Origin of the sequence: Streptococcus oralis ATCC 35037, from assembly GCF_900637025.1 — a bacterium.
GTDB classification, from domain to species: Bacteria; Bacillota; Bacilli; order Lactobacillales; family Streptococcaceae; genus Streptococcus; species Streptococcus oralis.
Window position 1 is genome coordinate 1103767 of the sequence record NZ_LR134336.1, and the last position, 16413, is coordinate 1120179.

The 16413-nt window shown below is 41.3% G+C and carries 14 protein-coding genes and 2 tRNA genes; 1 reads left to right on the forward strand and 15 read right to left on the reverse strand.

All coding sequences use genetic code 11. From position 1 onward, the window contains the following. Nucleotides 1-9: 9 nt before the first annotated feature. The 14 genes from sufD to parE all read right to left on the reverse strand — a co-directional run bounded on the left by sufD (nt 10) and on the right by parE (nt 14643). A complete protein-coding gene (gene sufD, locus EL140_RS05585; RefSeq protein ID WP_000159652.1) occupies nt 10-1272 on the reverse strand; it encodes a Fe-S cluster assembly protein SufD in 1263 nt (420 codons plus the stop codon). A 27-nt stretch (nt 1273-1299) separates the two neighbouring features. Next, nucleotides 1300-2070 (reverse strand): Fe-S cluster assembly ATPase SufC, encoded by a 771-nt coding sequence (gene sufC / locus EL140_RS05590; protein ID WP_000114486.1) that lies wholly within the window; start codon nt 2068-2070, stop codon nt 1300-1302. Between the two features lie 151 nt (nt 2071-2221). Then, nucleotides 2222-2416 (reverse strand): DUF3272 family protein, encoded by a 195-nt coding sequence (locus tag EL140_RS05595; RefSeq protein WP_000198269.1) that lies wholly within the window; start codon nt 2414-2416, stop codon nt 2222-2224. A 27-nt stretch (nt 2417-2443) separates the two neighbouring features. Then, nucleotides 2444-4102, reverse strand: a complete 1659-nt coding sequence (gene dnaX / locus EL140_RS05600) for a DNA polymerase III subunit gamma/tau (RefSeq protein ID WP_000283843.1) — start codon at nt 4100-4102, stop codon at nt 2444-2446. After that, entirely contained in the window at nt 4102-4599 is a 498-nt protein-coding gene (locus EL140_RS05605; RefSeq protein WP_000887144.1) for a GAF domain-containing protein, read from the reverse strand. Before EL140_RS05605 ends, dnaX begins: the two co-directional genes overlap by 1 nt. 82 nt (nt 4600-4681) lie before the next feature. Next, nucleotides 4682-5884 (reverse strand): 30S ribosomal protein S1, encoded by a 1203-nt coding sequence (gene rpsA / locus EL140_RS05610; RefSeq protein ID WP_001001617.1) that lies wholly within the window; start codon nt 5882-5884, stop codon nt 4682-4684. Nucleotides 5885-6049: 165 nt separating this feature from the next. After that, nucleotides 6050-6121, reverse strand: a tRNA-Gln gene (locus tag EL140_RS05615). Nucleotides 6122-6129: 8 nt separating this feature from the next. Further along, nucleotides 6130-6210 (reverse strand) — tRNA-Tyr (locus EL140_RS05620). Between the two features lie 49 nt (nt 6211-6259). After that, a complete protein-coding gene (locus EL140_RS05625; RefSeq protein WP_000037107.1) occupies nt 6260-6490 on the reverse strand; it encodes a DUF2969 domain-containing protein in 231 nt (76 codons plus the stop codon). A 112-nt stretch (nt 6491-6602) separates the two neighbouring features. After that, entirely contained in the window at nt 6603-7640 is a 1038-nt protein-coding gene (locus EL140_RS05630) for a branched-chain amino acid aminotransferase (protein ID WP_282644647.1), read from the reverse strand. 115 nt (nt 7641-7755) lie between these two features. Then, the gene (gene parC, locus EL140_RS05635; protein ID WP_002874660.1) at nt 7756-10236 is read right to left on the reverse strand and encodes a DNA topoisomerase IV subunit A; all 2481 of its coding nucleotides are present in this window, start codon (nt 10234-10236) and stop codon (nt 7756-7758) included. A gap of 214 nt (nt 10237-10450) precedes the next feature. After that, nucleotides 10451-11335: an aminoglycoside 6-adenylyltransferase gene (locus tag EL140_RS05640; RefSeq protein ID WP_000794838.1), complete on the reverse strand. Its 885-nt coding sequence runs from the start codon at nt 11333-11335 to the stop codon at nt 10451-10453. Then, nucleotides 11325-11837 carry a hypothetical protein gene (locus tag EL140_RS05645; protein WP_000936536.1) on the reverse strand — a complete coding sequence of 171 codons (513 nt, stop codon included), beginning with the start codon at nt 11835-11837 and terminating at the stop codon, nt 11325-11327. Before EL140_RS05645 ends, EL140_RS05640 begins: the two co-directional genes overlap by 11 nt. Before the next feature lie 862 nt (nt 11838-12699). Next, nucleotides 12700-14643: a DNA topoisomerase IV subunit B gene (gene parE / locus EL140_RS05660; protein WP_000037293.1), complete on the reverse strand. Its 1944-nt coding sequence runs from the start codon at nt 14641-14643 to the stop codon at nt 12700-12702. Nucleotides 14644-14778: 135 nt separating this feature from the next. Between parE and plsY the strand changes: the two genes are divergently transcribed. Continuing rightward, nucleotides 14779-15420 (forward strand): glycerol-3-phosphate 1-O-acyltransferase PlsY, encoded by a 642-nt coding sequence (gene plsY / locus EL140_RS05665; protein WP_000988206.1) that lies wholly within the window; start codon nt 14779-14781, stop codon nt 15418-15420. Between the two features lie 34 nt (nt 15421-15454). On the opposite strand, the gene EL140_RS05670 is transcribed toward plsY, so the two are convergent. Further along, nucleotides 15455-16411 carry an ABC transporter permease gene (locus EL140_RS05670; protein ID WP_000029130.1) on the reverse strand — a complete coding sequence of 319 codons (957 nt, stop codon included), beginning with the start codon at nt 16409-16411 and terminating at the stop codon, nt 15455-15457. Nucleotides 16412-16413 lie beyond the last annotated feature (2 nt).

The window sequence follows — 16413 nt, forward strand, 5'->3', positions numbered from 1 at the left end:
GGCTTCCCCTTAGCGTTTTGACAATTTTTCTTCGATCGTTGCAATCATTTCGTCACGAACTTCTTTGACTGGAATCTCAACGATAACAGATCCAAGGAAACCTCGAACAACCAAGCGTTCTGCAGTTGCCTTATCCAAGCCACGGCTCATGAGGTAGTACATATCTTCTGGATCCACCTGACCGATAGAAGCCGCGTGACCTGCAGTTACGTCATTTTCATCAATCAAGAGAATTGGGTTGGCATCTGAACGCGCTTGGTCAGAAAGCATGAGAACACGGCTCTCTTGTTGGGCATCTGCTCCCTTAGCTCCTTTGATAATGTGGCCGATACCATTGAAGGTCAATGTTGCTTTTTCAAGGATAACCCCATGTTGGAGGATATTTCCGATTGAGTTGCAACCATAGTTAGTCACTCGAGTATCAATCCCTTGAACCTGACGGCCACTTGAAAGTGCTACGACCTTGAGATCTGCATGGCTACCATTACCAATCAAGTCACTATCAAAGTCCGCAACGACGTTTCCTTCGTTCATAACACCGATTGCCCAGTCAATGCTTGCATCGTTTCCTAGTTTACCACGACGGCTAATGTAGGCAGTGACATTTTCACCTAAACGGTCAATGGCCGCAAATTTCACTTGCGCACCAGAACGAGCAATCACTTCGACTGTGATATTAGCAGTTGCTTTGGCACTACCTTCCCCTCGTGACTCTAGACGTTCAAGATAACTAATCTTAGAATTTTTACCAGCGATAATCATAATATGCTTGTTAAATGGCACATCGCTATCACTGTCTTGGTAGAAAATTCCTTCGATTGGCTCTGTAATCTCAACATTATCAGGGATGTAGAGTAGAGCCCCACTATTGAAATAAGCTGTATGGTAGGCTGCCAACTTGTCGTCATCATACTTAACAGATGACATGAAGAATTCCTCGATAAGTTCTGGAATTTCTTCTAAAGCTGAGTGAAAGTCTGTAAAGACTACTCCTTGTTCAGCCAATTCAACTGGAGTTTGTTCAAAAACAGTCTGCGTTCCTACTTGCACCAACTTCAAGTGATTATCTAGAGCCGTGAAGTCAGGAACATTTGCTGAAAGTTCACTTTCTGTGATGGTTCCATCTCCCAGATTCCAACGGTGAAATTTGACACGCTCAATGACTGGTAATTCCAAACTCTCAATCTTATCAAAAGCTTTTTGACGGAGGTCAGCCAACCAGCTTGGTTCAGCGTGCATTTCTGAAAAAAGTTTAATATTCTCTTTAGTCATTTACTTCTCCTAAAAGATACGAGGGAATTACAATTCTTCCTTGTAGTCGTAGCCAAGTTCTTCAGCTAGTTTTGCGTATCCTTCACGTTCCAAACGGGCAGCCAATTCTGGACCACCAGAAAGGACCACACGACCTTCCATCATCACGTGGACCACGTCTGGTGTGATGTAGTTCAAAAGACGTTGGTAGTGTGTGATGATCATAGCACCAAAGCCTTCACCACGCATAGCATTGACACCTTTCGATACAACTTTAAGAGCGTCAATATCAAGACCTGAGTCAATCTCATCCAAAAGGGCAAAAGTTGGTTCCAACATCAAGAGTTGAAGAATTTCATTACGTTTTTTCTCACCACCAGAGAAACCTTCGTTGAGGTAACGCTCTGCCATTTCTTCTTTCATGTTGAGCAATTCCATTTTCTCGTCTAGTTTAGTGATGAACTCACGAACCGAAATCTTTTCATCATCTTCTTTACCAGCATTCATGGCTGCACGAAGAAACTCTGCATTGGTAATTCCAGGAATTTCAGATGGATATTGCATAGCCAGGAAAAGTTCCATACGCGCTCGCTCGTCTACTTCCAACTCAAGGATGTTTACACCATCAAATAAAACCTCACCTTTGGTAACTTCATAGTTAGGGTTCCCCATGATAGCTGCAGAAAGAGTCGATTTACCAGTACCATTTGGTCCCATGATAGCTGCGATTTCTCCTGTTTTCAGAGTCAGATTGACCCCTTTCAAAATTTCTTTTCCTTCAATCTCAACGTGAAGATCTTTGATCTCTAATACTGACATGATAGTTCCTTTCTTTTTCTGGCCTACTTCCTTTATCCTTAGCGAAATCACTTACATTTCTCTAAAAATACAAGAAAAGGTCCATAAATATACTCTACTAGTATAACAAAAAAAAGCCTAAAAGGCTTTGATTTTGTTTAGAAGCTAGTGACTAATCCTTGCGGTTTAGGTGCTGATCAATGGCGTCTACTATTTTACCCATTACATAACTTAACCTAAAATTTCGAAAAAGTAGAATAGCCCAAAATGCTGCCATGAAATAGCGACCAGTCATCCAAGCTTCATTGAAAAAATAAGTCTCAGCAGCAGTAAATAGTGCTATCACGATAAATTGTTGTCTAGTCATAGAATTATTGTACCATGAAATCCACTTTTAGTCTTCTTCGATCATGACTTTATCAGCCAGAAATTCAAATCCTTCTGGAATTAGGCTTTCTTCTTCCGCCTCTTGATCAGCTTGAGAAGACTTGTTTCTAGCTGAAAATGCTGCACGAACCTCTTTCCATTCCTCTAGGGAAATTGCCAGGATTTCAGGTGAAAATCCAGCCGCCTGGCTAAGAATATTGCCAAACATGGTATTGAGGTTATCCCGTTTCATGGTTTGTCCAGCATTGAAATTAGATTCAAAAGCTAAAATAGCATGGTGTTCGTTGGCTGCAACTGGTTGAGAACCAACAAGCAGAGCCTTATCAGGACCAGCTAAGCTTTCGATCACTTCCCCCCATGCATTCTGAAGGCGAATCAAGTTTTGCCGTGCCAAATCAGGATTTTCAACAGCTTCTTGTAGGATAGCCTGAACCTTATTACGGTCTACTCGATAGACTGTCTTGGAAGTGGCTGGACGGCTAGGGACTGGCGCCACTTGTTTAGGAGCTGTTCCAACATTGGCAAGTTCTTGTTTAAGACGAGCGACTTCCTGTCTCAGTGCAGAAATCTCACTTTCGACAGCTTCTGAAAGCAATGGTTCGGGCTTAATCTCAGCTAAACGAATGGTCATCATCTCAGCATAAATCTTAGGTTGCAGGCTAGCTTTCATATCCGCCAAACTCACAGTCGCTATTCGAATCATTTCAAAGAGACTTTCCTGAGAAAGAGCTAGATTGTCCATAAAAACTGGACTATGATGAGTATTTTCGCTACCTGTCTGAACAACTAGTAAATCACGCAAGTACTGTAAAAGATCCGTCACAAAACGAGTCATGCTCTTGCCATTTTCAAACAAAAGATTCAAAGAATCAAGCGCTTTTGAAACATCCTGCTGAGACAAGGCGGCTACATAGTCATCAAGTGCTGATAGACTAATGGTGCCTGTAATCTCCTCAGAGATAGCTGTGGTTAAAGCATTCCCTTGCGTCAAACTCAAAGCTTGGTCCAGAATAGACAAGGCATCCCGCATCCCACCTTCAGCTCGTCTTGCAATGATTTCCACGGCATCTGGTTCAGAACTGATATGCTCTTTTTCTAAAATATGATGAATATGTGCTGTGATATCTTGCGTTCTAATCGATTTAAACTCAAAACGTTGGACACGCGATAAAATAGTTGCTGGAATCTTGTGCAATTCGGTGGTCGCCAAGATAAAGACGACATTTTGAGTTGGTTCTTCCAAAGTCTTCAAAAGCGCATTAAAAGCTCCTGTAGACAGCATATGAACCTCGTCTATGATATAGACCTTATAACGTGCCAAACTAGGTGCATAGGTAGATTTATCACGAATTTCTCGGATTTCATCAACTCCGTTATTCGAAGCTGCATCCATTTCGATAACATCTTCTAAGCTACCTTCTGTCACAGCCTGACAGATATAGCAGTTATTACACGGTTCTCCGTCCACTTGGTTTGGACAGTTCATAGCCTTGGCAAAAATCTTGGCTACACTGGTCTTCCCAGTCCCACGAGGTCCTGAAAAAAGATAGGCATGACTAATCTTTTCCTGCTCGACCGCTTGTTTTAGGGTTTTAGCCACAACTTCTTGTCCGACCAATTGTGAAAAAGTTTGGCTTCTATATTTTCGATAAAGTGCTTGATACATTAGGCTTTCTCCTCAAACATCGTAAAGTCCCATTCTGTCTTCTCAAGCAAAATAGCGACAAATTGTTCCAAGTAATCACGGTCAATGGCATTGTAATCATCAATAAGTGAAGAATCCAAGTCTAAGACACCCAGCAATCGACCATTCTTGAGCAGGGGAACCACGATTTCACTATTGGCCATACTATCACAAGAAATGTAGTTTGGATAGGTGCTCACATCGCCAACTAAAACAGTCTCTTGAAACTCAGCAGCTTCTCCACAAACGCCTTTCCCAAGCGGAATGCGAATACAAGAAACACCACCCTGAAAAGGCCCTAAAACCAACTCGCTACCATCAAACAGATAAAACCCTGCAAATACAGTATTCGGAAAGCGAGATTTTAGGAGGGCACTAGCATTCGAAAGATTGGCAAGAACATTGCTCTCACCTTCAAGTAAATAAGAGAGTTCCTCATTTAACAATTGATATTGTGATTGTTTTTCTGAATCTAACATAGAACTATTATATCAAAAATGAGAAAGAGACAAAAGAAAAATCCCTTGTTTTAAACAAAGGATTTTGTGATTATCAATTTGATTAAAGTTCGATATCACCGAACAAGTCAGCCATTGAGAATCCTGTTTGTGTTTCTGGAAGTTCGAAATCACGTTTTTCTTGACGTTTTGGACGACGTGGACGAGCAGCACGTTTTTCTTCTTTTTGTCCTTCTTCTTGAGCTGGACGTTCTTCAAGAGCTTTGATAGAAAGTGATACACGTTCTGCGTCAGCGTTAACATCAAGTACTTTAACAGTAACTTCTTGACCAACAGTAAGAGCTTCTTTTGGATTTTCGATACGTTTGTGTGAAATTTGTGATACGTGAACAAGTCCATCGATACCTGGCAATACTTCAACAAATGCACCAAAGTCAGTCAAACGTTTAACTGTTCCTTCTACTACATCACCTTTAGCCAATTTTTGCTCAACGCCATCCCATGGTCCAGGTGTTGTTGCTTTAAGTGAAAGTGATACGCGTCCTTCTTCTTCGTTAAGATCAAGGATCTTCACTTCGATTTCTTCACCAACAGTTACAACTGATTTAGGTGATACGTTACGTTCGTGTGACAATTCAGTCAAGTGAACCAATCCATCAACACCACCAAGGTCGATGAAAGCACCGAAACTTGTGATACGAGCAACTTTACCAGTTACGACATCACCAACAGCCAATTTACCGAATACTTCAGCACGAGCTGCTGCAGTAGCTGCTTCAACAACTTCACGACGTGAAAGGATGAAGCGGTTTTCTTTAGGATCAACTTCTTTGATTTTAGCATCAAATTCTTGACCTACGAAACGCTCAGTGTTACGTACGAAACGAGTATCCAACATTGAAGCTGGGATGAATCCACGAACACCTTCAAATTCTACTGAAAGTCCACCTTTAACAGCACGAGTGCCTTTAACAGTAACAACTTCTTCTTCGCGTCCTACAAGTTTGTCCCATGCTTTGCGAGCTTCAAGGCGTTTTTTAGATACAAGGTATGTAACTGTATCAGTATCTTTACCAACTACTTGACGAAGTACAAGAACATCCAATACTTCTCCTACTTTCACAAAGTCATTGATATCTGCATCGCGATCGTTTGTCAATTCGCGAAGAGTCAAGACACCTTCAACACCAGTCCCAGAGATTGCAACGTTAGCTTGAGTCGCATCAACTGTCAATACTTCAGCACTAACAACATCACCAGGCTCAACTTGGCTAACGCTATTTAGCAAATCTTCAAATTCGTTCATCTAAAAAATCCTCCAACAATCAAGTTTTTTTCAAAAACTTGACATACTTATAATTTTTTTCCTAAGCACCCGCAAAGACATGTTCATATCGTTCACGTCTTTCAATTATAAAAATAAAATACCCTAAGATATTTTTCTTTTTATCTTGAATTTATTACCTAAGAACTGGGGTAGCTGGATTCGAACCAACGCATGAGGGAGTCAAAGTCCCTTGCCTTACCGCTTGGCTATACCCCATTGATGAATGGAGAGAGAGGGATTCGAACCCCCGAACCCGAAGGAGCGGATTTACAGTCCGCCGCGTTTAGCCTCTTCGCTATCTCTCCAATGTTTAACGAGAACTATTATATCATGAAATTTTCAATAAAACAAGTATTATTTTGTCAAATTATAGTTTTCAATCAAAATTTCCACAGCTTTTTCAAGTTTTTTATAAAAACTATCGACATTTCCATTCTTTATGATGGCAAATTGGCTATCTAATTCGGCAATTTCTCCAATAACCTTTTTCCCGATCGTCAAAACATATCCTTCATAGCTGTCTTTTCCAACAGTCACTTTTGCATCGGTTAATTGGATTTCAATTTTCTTATCTTTTTTACTCATACTGTACCTCTTTTCACTTTTTCTATTGTACAAGAAAATGCTCAAACTAGCAAGAAAAAACTCCATTTCAGTCCTTACAACTGCTATGGAGTTCTTCTTTACTTCATGTCTTTTAGTCCACTTTGACAATCCATCCTTCAGGTGCATCTACATCACCAAATTGGATACCAGTCAATTCATCATAGAGTTTACGTGTCACAGGACCTACTTCTGTTTCACTATAGAAAACATGGAAATCATCGCCATGTTGGATGCCTCCAATTGGCGAAATAACCGCTGCTGTTCCACAAGCACCTGCCTCTACAAAACGATCCAAATTATCAATTGGAACATCACCTTCAATCGGTGTCAAGCCCAAGCGGTGTTCTGCCAAGTAAAGCAAAGAATACTTGGTAATAGATGGCAAGATAGATGGACTCAATGGTGTTACAAATTCATTGTCAGCTGTAATTCCAAAGAAGTTAGCTGAACCGACTTCTTCAATCTTTGTATGTGTAGATGGGTCTAGGTAGATAACATCTGAAAATTGGCGTGACTTGGCCATTTTACCTGGGAGGAGACTTGCAGCATAGTTTCCACCTACCTTGGCCGCACCTGTACCATTCGGAGCTGCACGGTCGTATTCATCCTGAATCAAGAAATTTGTTGGGACTAAACCACCTTTAAAATAGTTACCAACTGGCATAGCAAAGATGGTGAAAATATACTCTTCTGCAGGTTTAACCCCAATAATATCCCCAACACCAATCAAAAGTGGACGAAGATAAAGGGTTCCACCTGTTCCATATGGTGGGACGTATTCTTCATTTGCACTCACAACTGCTTTACAAGCTTCTACAAACATTTCTGTCGGAACTTGTGGCATCAAAAGACGGTCGCAAGTACGTTGCAAACGCTTGGCATTTTCGTCAGGACGGAACAGTTGAACACTGCCGTCTTTGGTACGATAGGCTTTCAATCCCTCAAATGCTTGCTGTCCATAGTGGAGACTTGGAGAAGACTCTGAAATATGCAAGGTTGCATCCTCTGTCAATTCTCCTTGATCCCATTGACCATTTTTGTAGTGAGCGATATAACGGTAAGGTAATTTCATATAAGCAAATCCAAGGTTTTCCCAATCAATTGCAACTGTCATGTGTTTCTCCTTTATACTATTCAAACTATGTGTTCTATTCTACACTTTTCTAGTAAAATTTCAAGTATTATTTGTAATTTTCTGAAAATTTTTTCAACATAAAGAAATCAGCCCTCTGGACTGATTCTTTTTACGAATTTGTTTTGTCCTCTTTAAAGACTTCTTTGAGGTAAGCATCGAAAACTTCTTCATCTGAAATCGTGTCTGAAATAAAGCTTCCATTGCTAGTGCGTTCAGACAAATTCAAATCTTGCAATCGGCTTTCATAGATTGTTCCCTTGTTAGATTGGACAAGCAGCGTTTGGTCGTTTTCTTCTACTTCTGTACTAAAGAGATCACCAAAGAAACCTTGCTCTGCGACTGCTCCTGCTAAAAAGACACGGTGCGGTTTGTTTTTCAACTCACGCAAGACTTGTAGGCCTCGTTTAGCACGGCTGGTCGCTGGAATTTCCTCAATGGAAACGCGTTTCAAGCTTCCACGTTGGGTCAAGAGGTAGAAGGATGAGGTGTTACAGATAAAGGCTGCCTGAAGCGCATCATCTGCTTTCAGGTTCATAGCCTTGACACCTGTAGCCTTGGCACCAACAACTGGAACCTCTTCGATATTGAAACGAAGGGCATAACCATTTTGACTAATCAAGAGAACATCATCCAGTTTGATTGGTGCTACTGCTACAATCTGGTCTGTCTCGTCTTTGAGCTTAGCATACTTAACAGACTTCGACTTGTAGGTCCGCCATGGAGAGAATTCTTTGCGTTCTACGCGCTTAATTTGACCAAGGCGAGTCGCTACAAAATAAGTTGTCGCATCATCAAACTGATCCACTACTTCTGCATAAAGGATTTCTTCGTTAGTTTCAAAGTTTGTAATCGTTTGGCTCAAGTGCTCTCCGATGTCCTTCCAGCGAATGTCTGCCAATTCATGGATTGGTCGATAGATGACATTCCCAAGAGTTGTAAACATCAAGAGGTGCTGGGTTGTCTTGGCAGATTGAACAAAGATCAAACGATCATCATCACGCTTGCCAATTTCTTCCAGAGTGGAAGCGGCAAAGGAACGTGGGCTAGTGCGTTTGATATAGCCTGCCTTAGTCACGCTGACATAGGTATCTTCCTCGGCAATCAAACTAGCTGTATCAATCTCGATTGCTTTCGCAGTGTCTTCTAAAGTACTCAAACGTGGAGTCGCAAATTTCTTTTTGACCTCACGGAGTTCTTTCTTCATCAGATTGTACATAGTTCGTTCATCACCGATAATCGCCGCCAGCATGGCAATCTTCTCACGAAGTTCTGCTTCTTCTTCCTGCAAGACAACCACGTCTGTATTGGTCAAACGGTAAAGTTGTAAGGTCACGATAGCTTCAGCCTGCTCTTCTGTAAACTCATAGCTGACCTTGAGGTTTTCCTTGGCGTCAGCCTTATTCTCAGAAGCACGGATAAGGGCAATGACTTCGTCCAAAATCGAAATCACGCGAATCAAACCTTCAACGATATGCAGACGTTTCTCAGCCTTTTCCTTATCAAAGCGGGAACGTGCCAAAATCACTTCACGACGGTGGGCGATATAGCTAGACAAAATTGGGACAATCCCAACCTGACGAGGTGTGAAATTGTCAATCGCCACCATGTTGAAGTTGTAGTTGATTTGAAGGTCAGTGTATTTGAAGAGATAGTTGAGTACGAGCTCGGTATTAGCATCTTTCTTGAGCTCAATAGCGATACGAAGACCGTCACGGTCAGACTCATCACGAACCTCAGCAATACCTGCCACCTTGTTATTGACACGAACATCATCAATTTTCTTAACTAGATTAGCCTTATTGATTTCATAAGGAATCTCAGTGATAACGATTTGCTCCTTACCGCCTTTTAGCTTTTCAATCTCCGTCTTAGAACGAACAACCACGCGCCCTTTCCCAGTTTCATAAGCCTTCTTTATTTCGTCACGCCCTTGAATAATCCCTCCTGTCGGGAAGTCTGGCCCAGGTAAGAATTCCATGAGTTTGTCCACCTTGGCTGTTGGGTGGTCAATCATGTAAACCGTCGCATCAATAACCTCAGCTAAATTATGGGGAGGAATGTCTGTAGCATAACCAGCCGAAATCCCAGTCGAACCATTGACCAAGAGGTTTGGAAATGCTGCTGGCAAAACCGTCGGTTCTTTCTCGGTATCGTCAAAGTTCCAAGCAAAGGGAACTGTCTTCTTTTCGATATCTTGAAGAAGATAACCAGCAATCTCAGACAAACGAGCCTCGGTATAACGCATAGCCGCAGGCGGATCTCCGTCCATAGAACCGTTATTACCGTGCATTTCAACCAGAATCTCACGGTTTTTCCAGTCCTGTGACATACGAACCATGGCATCATAGATAGAAGAATCACCGTGTGGGTGGAAATTCCCCATGATGTTCCCGACTGACTTGGCAGACTTACGGTAGCTCTTGTCAAAAGTATTGCCATCTTTATTCATAGAATAAAGAATACGACGTTGAACCGGCTTCAAGCCATCACGAATATCTGGCAAAGCCCGGTCTTGAATGATGTATTTGGAGTAGCGACCAAAGCGCTCTCCCATGATGTCCTCCAGGGACATGTTTTGAATGTTACTCATATAGGATACAAAGCCCGTAAAATGCAAAGTGAAAATAGGAAATTCTAGCAGTGAGCGATGCTCACAAGAGAATTTATCTTTTTCTTACAGCATTTAGGGCATGTTCAACTCCTTTCAAAGAATGTAGAGTAGATTTTTATAGAATAAGGGATAATTTACAGAAATTAGTCCCGTGTTCAGTTACTATATATAACTAAACTATCTTTTCTGTAGTTTAATCTTTTAAATTATATACTTTATTTAGTTGGTGATCTGAAAGTCTCTCCTCAGCATACTGAATCATCTTCTCAGCTACTTCTTTATCGTAGTTAAATCCCATTTTTTGAGCAAGGGACTGAGCCTCTTGGTGGAAAAGGTTCATCGTAGCAAACAAAGATTGAGTGATTTTGTCACTACTTGAAAAATCAAGTAGATTTGAGAATTCCTTCTCTTTCTCAGCAGGTAAATAGTTAAAGAGATATTTATAGTTCTTGCCAATATCAATCGTCCCCCTATCTGCTGCAACTCGCCAAGCCAAGACCTTCAAGAGTTCTTGTTGACAAATTCCGTAGAGATGATTCGTGGCATAGATGGCTTGCTTGCGACAAATCCCTTTAACCACGTAGGCTGACACCCACCAAAATTCATTGCAGGCTTTTTCGAAATCTGTCTGACTAGCTGGATTTGTCCAGTAACGTTGAGGACTTGTAGTATAGGACTCAAACAAGCCTTTCTCATCTTTCAAAACTGTATAATCAGCTTCACTATCCACCCACTCTTGAATGTGGTCTTTGGGGCAGAGGGTCAAATCAATCCGATTTCCATCTTCAAATAGCATCAGATAAAGTCGACGGTTGCCTAGGACATTATGCTGCTCAATAATACGTTTGCCAAACTGGTCTAACCAAGAAAGGTCACTCGTCAGATTATCTAAGTCGTCCACGACATAAACAACATCATAGTCTTGAAACTCGTCTTTTGGTGCTTTTGGATTTGTCCGTGAACCAGACATGGCGACAGCTTCTACTTGTATATTTTCGGCTACCTGTAAAATCAATCTCAGCATTTGCACTTCACTTCTATATTGTCTGCACATATCTTTTATAGAATTATTTTTCATTGCCGTCTAGCTCCTCTTGTTTTTGGATGTCTCGTATTCTTTTCATCTCAAGTTCGCCTACTATCAATTGGATAGTTGAACAAATCCCCGAAACGATTAAAATAAAATAAAACAAATTCATATCGTTTTTATGATATATTTGAAAGCTTCTCCATAATACAAAAGTATTTACTAATGAAAGAAGGAAAAGTAAAATAGCATTGAATCGAAGTATTATAGCAAACTTACTCTTAAAATACCTATAATGTTTTCCAATCCGATAGAGAGTATATAGTGAAAAAACAATCATCAAAGGGGTGAAGGCAAGTGCATAAAATAAGATAAACCCTATTCCTGAGTATGGTTTACTTTCCATTGGTAGATCTAATAGACAGATACCAATAGTGAGGATGTTCAATATAAACAAAGATACTGTGCGAGCACACTCTTTTCTCCCTTTACTGGTCGTTAAATCATATATAATTCCAAAAATGGCTAGGAGAACAAGGAAAAAAGGCAACATTAATAACGTAATCAATACCGCACCTCCAATAGTTTTAGCGATTGTTTACCTACAAAAGATAATCATCACCTTTACTTGAATTTTACAACTCCCCTGTCTGGTATAGGTTATACCCTTAAAGAAACGGGTCTGAGTAAGGTCATCCGTCAGATTATTGAGGAGGAGATACTTGAGTTCCTACCAGCGTCAACTTTTAAAGTTTTAACTGTCCCTAAAATCAGTCCAAGTATTTCCTGATCAGTTCTCATATTTCAATTCTTCATCACTTAGAGCTGTTTGAAATTGTTTTTCATTATAAATCGTAAACCATTTGCCATCTCTGACATAATCTAAGTAATTAATCACTATACCCAACCAAAAAGTATTCTATGTCTTACTGATTTCGTTTGGTGTAATGGAGATAGAGAGGAGGAAGATAGGAAACTAGAATCATCAAAATCATTACCAAGAATGTCAACAGATGGATCTGAACTAAATTTACCACATACCATCCCAGAATACCTACAGATAGGGGACCTAAAATATAGGATAGGAAAATCAAAAAAGCCTTCCACCGTTTCTCCGGATAGACATAACACAATCGAATAAGTGTGTAGATTAAGGCTCCTGCTATCAAAGGAAAACCAAATAAAATCATGACAAAGGATGCCACTAAAGAACCGGATTCTGACGAATCCATATTGAATAAAAGCATCAAGATCATAAACAAGGTAAATACAATCGGTGCATATAAACCTTGGAAACTTTTTTTTCGACTGTTAATGTAGAATGCAAGAATAGCCGAGGGTAAAGAAACTAAGAAAACCAAACCCAAGTAACTACCAAAAATCGAATATCCTGAATCAACCATTATTCATGCCCCTTAAAACACAGTCGCTTCCTCAAGCGTAAACTTGACATTATCCTCAATCCACTTACGGCGTGGTTCGACCTTATCTCCCATAAGGACATTGACGCGACGTTCAGCGCGTGCTAGGTCTTCGATAGTGACACGGATGAGGGTACGCGTTTCTGGGTTCATGGTTGTTTCCCAGAGTTGGTCTGCATTCATCTCACCAAGACCTTTATAGCGTTGGAGCGTAGCGCCTTTACCGAACTGCTTGCGAAGTTCTTCTAACTCACCATCCGTCCAAGCATAGGCCACTTCTTCTTTCTTACCTTTCCCTTTGGACATCTTGTAAAGTGGAGGAAGGGCGATATAGACATGGCCTGCCTCAACTAGCGGACGCATATAACGGTAGAAGAATGTTAAAAGAAGAGTTTGGATATGGGCACCGTCGGTGTCGGCATCGGTCATGATAATAATCTTGTCATAGTTGGCATCTTCAAGTGAGAAATCTGCTCCAACACCAGCACCGATGGTATAAATCATGGTATTGATTTCTTCATTTTTGAGGATATCCGCCATCTTAGCCTTGGCTGTATTGATAACCTTGCCACGAAGAGGCAAGATAGCTTGGAATTTACGGTCACGACCTTGCTTGGCAGAACCACCGGCAGAATCTCCTTCGACTAGGTAGAGTTCATTCTTTGCAGGGTTTTTAGACTGGGCTGGAGTCAATTTACCAGAAAGCAAGCCCTTGTCTTTTTTATTTTTCTTACCATTTCGGCTCTCATCACGCGCTTTGCGAGCTGCCTCACGAGCATCACGCGCCTTGATAGCCTTGCGAATGAGATTGGAAGCCAATTCTCCATTTTCCATAAGGAAGAAGGTCAACTTATCAGCCACAATTCCATCCACAACCGGACGAGCTAGTGGACTCCCCAGTTTATCCTTGGTCTGACCCTCAAACTGGAGGTGTTCTTCAGGAACGAGAATAGAAAGAACGGCTGCTAGTCCCTCGCGGTAGTCTGACCCTTCAAGGTTTTTATCTTTTTCCTTGAGAAGTCCTGTCTTGCGCGCATAGTCATTCATAACCTTGGTAATGGCAGACTTGAGTCCTGTCTCATGTGTTCCACCATCTTTAGTACGAACGTTATTGACAAAGGATAGAATGTTATCTGAAAATCCATCATTGTACTGGAGGGCAATCTCCACTTGGAAACCATTGTCTTCGCCTTCAAAGTATAGGACTGGCGTCAAGGTTTCCTTGTCTTCATTGAGGTAAGAAACAAAGTCTTGTACCCCGTTCTCATAATGGAATTCGATTGCTTCATCTGTTCGCTTATCTGTTAAAGACAAGGTCACATTTTTTAAGAGAAAGGCTGACTCATTGAGTCGTTCTGAAATGGTATTGTATTTGAAGTCAGTCGTAGAGAAAATCGTCGCGTCAGGCATGAAAGTGACTTTGGTACCGGTCTTAGACTTGGGTGCTGTACCAATTTTCTTCAAGGTTGTGACGGGTTTCCCGCCATTTTCAAAACGTTGCTTGTAGACTGTACCGTCACGGGTAATTTCAACTTCCAACCAACTTGAGAGGGCATTAACAACCGAAGAACCGACTCCGTGAAGACCTCCAGATGTCTTATAGCCACCTTGACCGAATTTCCCTCCAGCGTGGAGAATGGTAAAGATAACTTCAACAGTTGGAATTCCCATGGCGTGCATTCCCGTTGGCATCCCACGTCCGTGGTCTTGAACCGTTAAACTCCCGTCCTTATTAATCGTCACATCGATGCGATCACCAAATCCAGACAAGGCTTCGTCAACCGCATTATCCACGATTTCCCAGACTAGATGATGGAGACCAGCACCGTCGGTCGATCCAATATACATCCCTGGACGTTTACGGACCGCATCCAACCCTTCTAGCACCTGAATGGCGTCATCATTGTAGTTATTAATATTGATTTCCTTTTTTGACACAAGGAACCTCCTATTTGTTCATCTTTTCTATTTTACAGGTTTTCTAGCGATTTTGCAAAGTTTTTCCCTTTCAGCCGTCACAATTTCACAGGATATTCTCTGACTTTCTATAGCATTTCATGGTATAATAGTTTTATGATGACATTTGTATTATTAATTTTAGCTTATCTGCTAGGTTCGATTCCGTCTGGTCTATGGATTGGACAAATCTTCTTTCAAACAAATCTGCGTGAACATGGTTCTGGAAACACCGGAACAACCAATACTTTCCGAATTTTAGGTAAGAAAGCGGGTATGGCAACCTTTGTGATTGACTTCTTTAAAGGAACCTTGGCAACTCTCCTTCCAATCCTTTTCCACCTTCAAGGTGTATCACCTCTCGTCTTTGGTCTTTTGGCCGTAATTGGACATACCTTTCCTATCTTTGCAGGATTTAAAGGTGGTAAGGCTGTCGCAACCAGTGCTGGAGTGATTTTCGGATTTGCGCCTGTTTTCTGTCTCTATCTAGCAATCGTATTCTTTGGAAGCCTCTATCTAGGTAGTATGATTTCACTATCTAGCGTTACTGCTTCTATTGCAGCCGTTATTGGAGTTCTCCTATTTCCACTATTTGGATTTATCCTGAACAGCTATGACCCTCTCTTCATTTTGATTATCCTAGCACTTGCTAGCTTGATTATCATTCGTCACAAGGATAATATCACACGTATCAAAAATAAAACTGAAAATCTTGTCCCTTGGGGATTGAACCTAACCCATCAAAATCCTAACAAATAAAACGCCAGTTTGAAACTGACGTTTTTTTGTATGCTTATTTTGACTTGATGTAGTTGATCCCATCTGCCTTAGGCGCAACTGCTTTTCCAAAGAAGGCTGCCAAGACAAGGATGGTCAAGACATAAGGCGCGATTTGAAGGTAAACCGCTGGCACTCCTTGTAGGAAAGGTAATTGAGAACCGATAACTGCCAAACTTTGTGAAAGTCCAAAGAAAAGACTAGAAAGCATAGCACCGATTGGGTTCCATTTACCAAAGATCATTGCCGCAAGGGCGATAAATCCAGGACCGATAATAGTTGTCACTGAGAAGTTAACTGAAATGGATTGAGCATAAATTGCTCCCCCAATTCCACCTAGGAATCCTGAAATAATAACCCCAAGATATCGCATCTTGTAGACATTGATCCCCAAGGTATCCGCTGCCTGAGGGTGTTCACCAACAGAGCGAAGGCGAAGACCAAAACGTGTCTTAAAGAGAATAAACCATGCAAGGAATGAGAAGGCAATCGCGATATAACCTAGCAAACTTGTTGACTTGAAGAAGATATCTCCAATCACAGGGATATCAGCCAAAACTGGGAAATCAAAACGTCCGAAAGTCTGGCTTAAGTTATCCGTTTGCCCTTTGTTATAAAGAACTTTAACCAAGAAAACTGCTAGGGCAGGAGCCATCAAGTTCAATACTGTACCACTGACAACATGGTCTGCACGGAAATGAACTGTAGCGACGGCATGGATGAGGGAGAAAATAGCTCCCACGATACCAGCAACTAACAAGGAAATCCAAGGAGTCGCCGCTCCAAGTTGTTCTGCAAACTCAAGGTTAAAGACAACCCCAGAAAAGGCTCCCATAACCATAATTCCTTCAAGACCGACGTTAACGACACCACCACGTTCAGAGAAAACTCCTCCGATACTCGTAAAAATAAGTGGTGCTGAGTAAATCAGCATAGAAGAGACCAAGAGGGTGAGTAATGTTGTAATAGACATCC

What these genes read in the sequence shown, in the direction of transcription:
- sufD (WP_000159652.1), bottom strand. Translation starts at nt 1,272, where the DNA reads ATGACTAAAGAGAATATTAAACTTTTTTCAGAAATGCACGCTGAACCA.
- sufC (WP_000114486.1), bottom strand. Translation starts at nt 2,070, where the DNA reads ATGTCAGTATTAGAGATCAAAGATCTTCACGTTGAGATTGAAGGAAAA.
- EL140_RS05595 (WP_000198269.1), bottom strand. Translation starts at nt 2,416, where the DNA reads ATGACTAGACAACAATTTATCGTGATAGCACTATTTACTGCTGCTGAG.
- dnaX (WP_000283843.1), bottom strand. Translation starts at nt 4,102, where the DNA reads ATGTATCAAGCACTTTATCGAAAATATAGAAGCCAAACTTTTTCACAA.
- EL140_RS05605 (WP_000887144.1), bottom strand. Translation starts at nt 4,599, where the DNA reads ATGTTAGATTCAGAAAAACAATCACAATATCAATTGTTAAATGAGGAA.
- rpsA (WP_001001617.1), bottom strand. Translation starts at nt 5,884, where the DNA reads ATGAACGAATTTGAAGATTTGCTAAATAGCGTTAGCCAAGTTGAGCCT.
- EL140_RS05625 (WP_000037107.1), bottom strand. Translation starts at nt 6,490, where the DNA reads ATGAGTAAAAAAGATAAGAAAATTGAAATCCAATTAACCGATGCAAAA.
- parC (WP_002874660.1), bottom strand. Translation starts at nt 10,236, where the DNA reads ATGAGTAACATTCAAAACATGTCCCTGGAGGACATCATGGGAGAGCGC.
- EL140_RS05640 (WP_000794838.1), bottom strand. Translation starts at nt 11,335, where the DNA reads ATGAAAAATAATTCTATAAAAGATATGTGCAGACAATATAGAAGTGAA.
- EL140_RS05645 (WP_000936536.1), bottom strand. Translation starts at nt 11,837, where the DNA reads ATGTTGCCTTTTTTCCTTGTTCTCCTAGCCATTTTTGGAATTATATAT.
- plsY (WP_000988206.1), top strand. Translation starts at nt 14,779, where the DNA reads ATGATGACATTTGTATTATTAATTTTAGCTTATCTGCTAGGTTCGATT.
- EL140_RS05670 (WP_000029130.1), bottom strand. Translation starts at nt 16,411, where the DNA reads ATGTCTATTACAACATTACTCACCCTCTTGGTCTCTTCTATGCTGATT.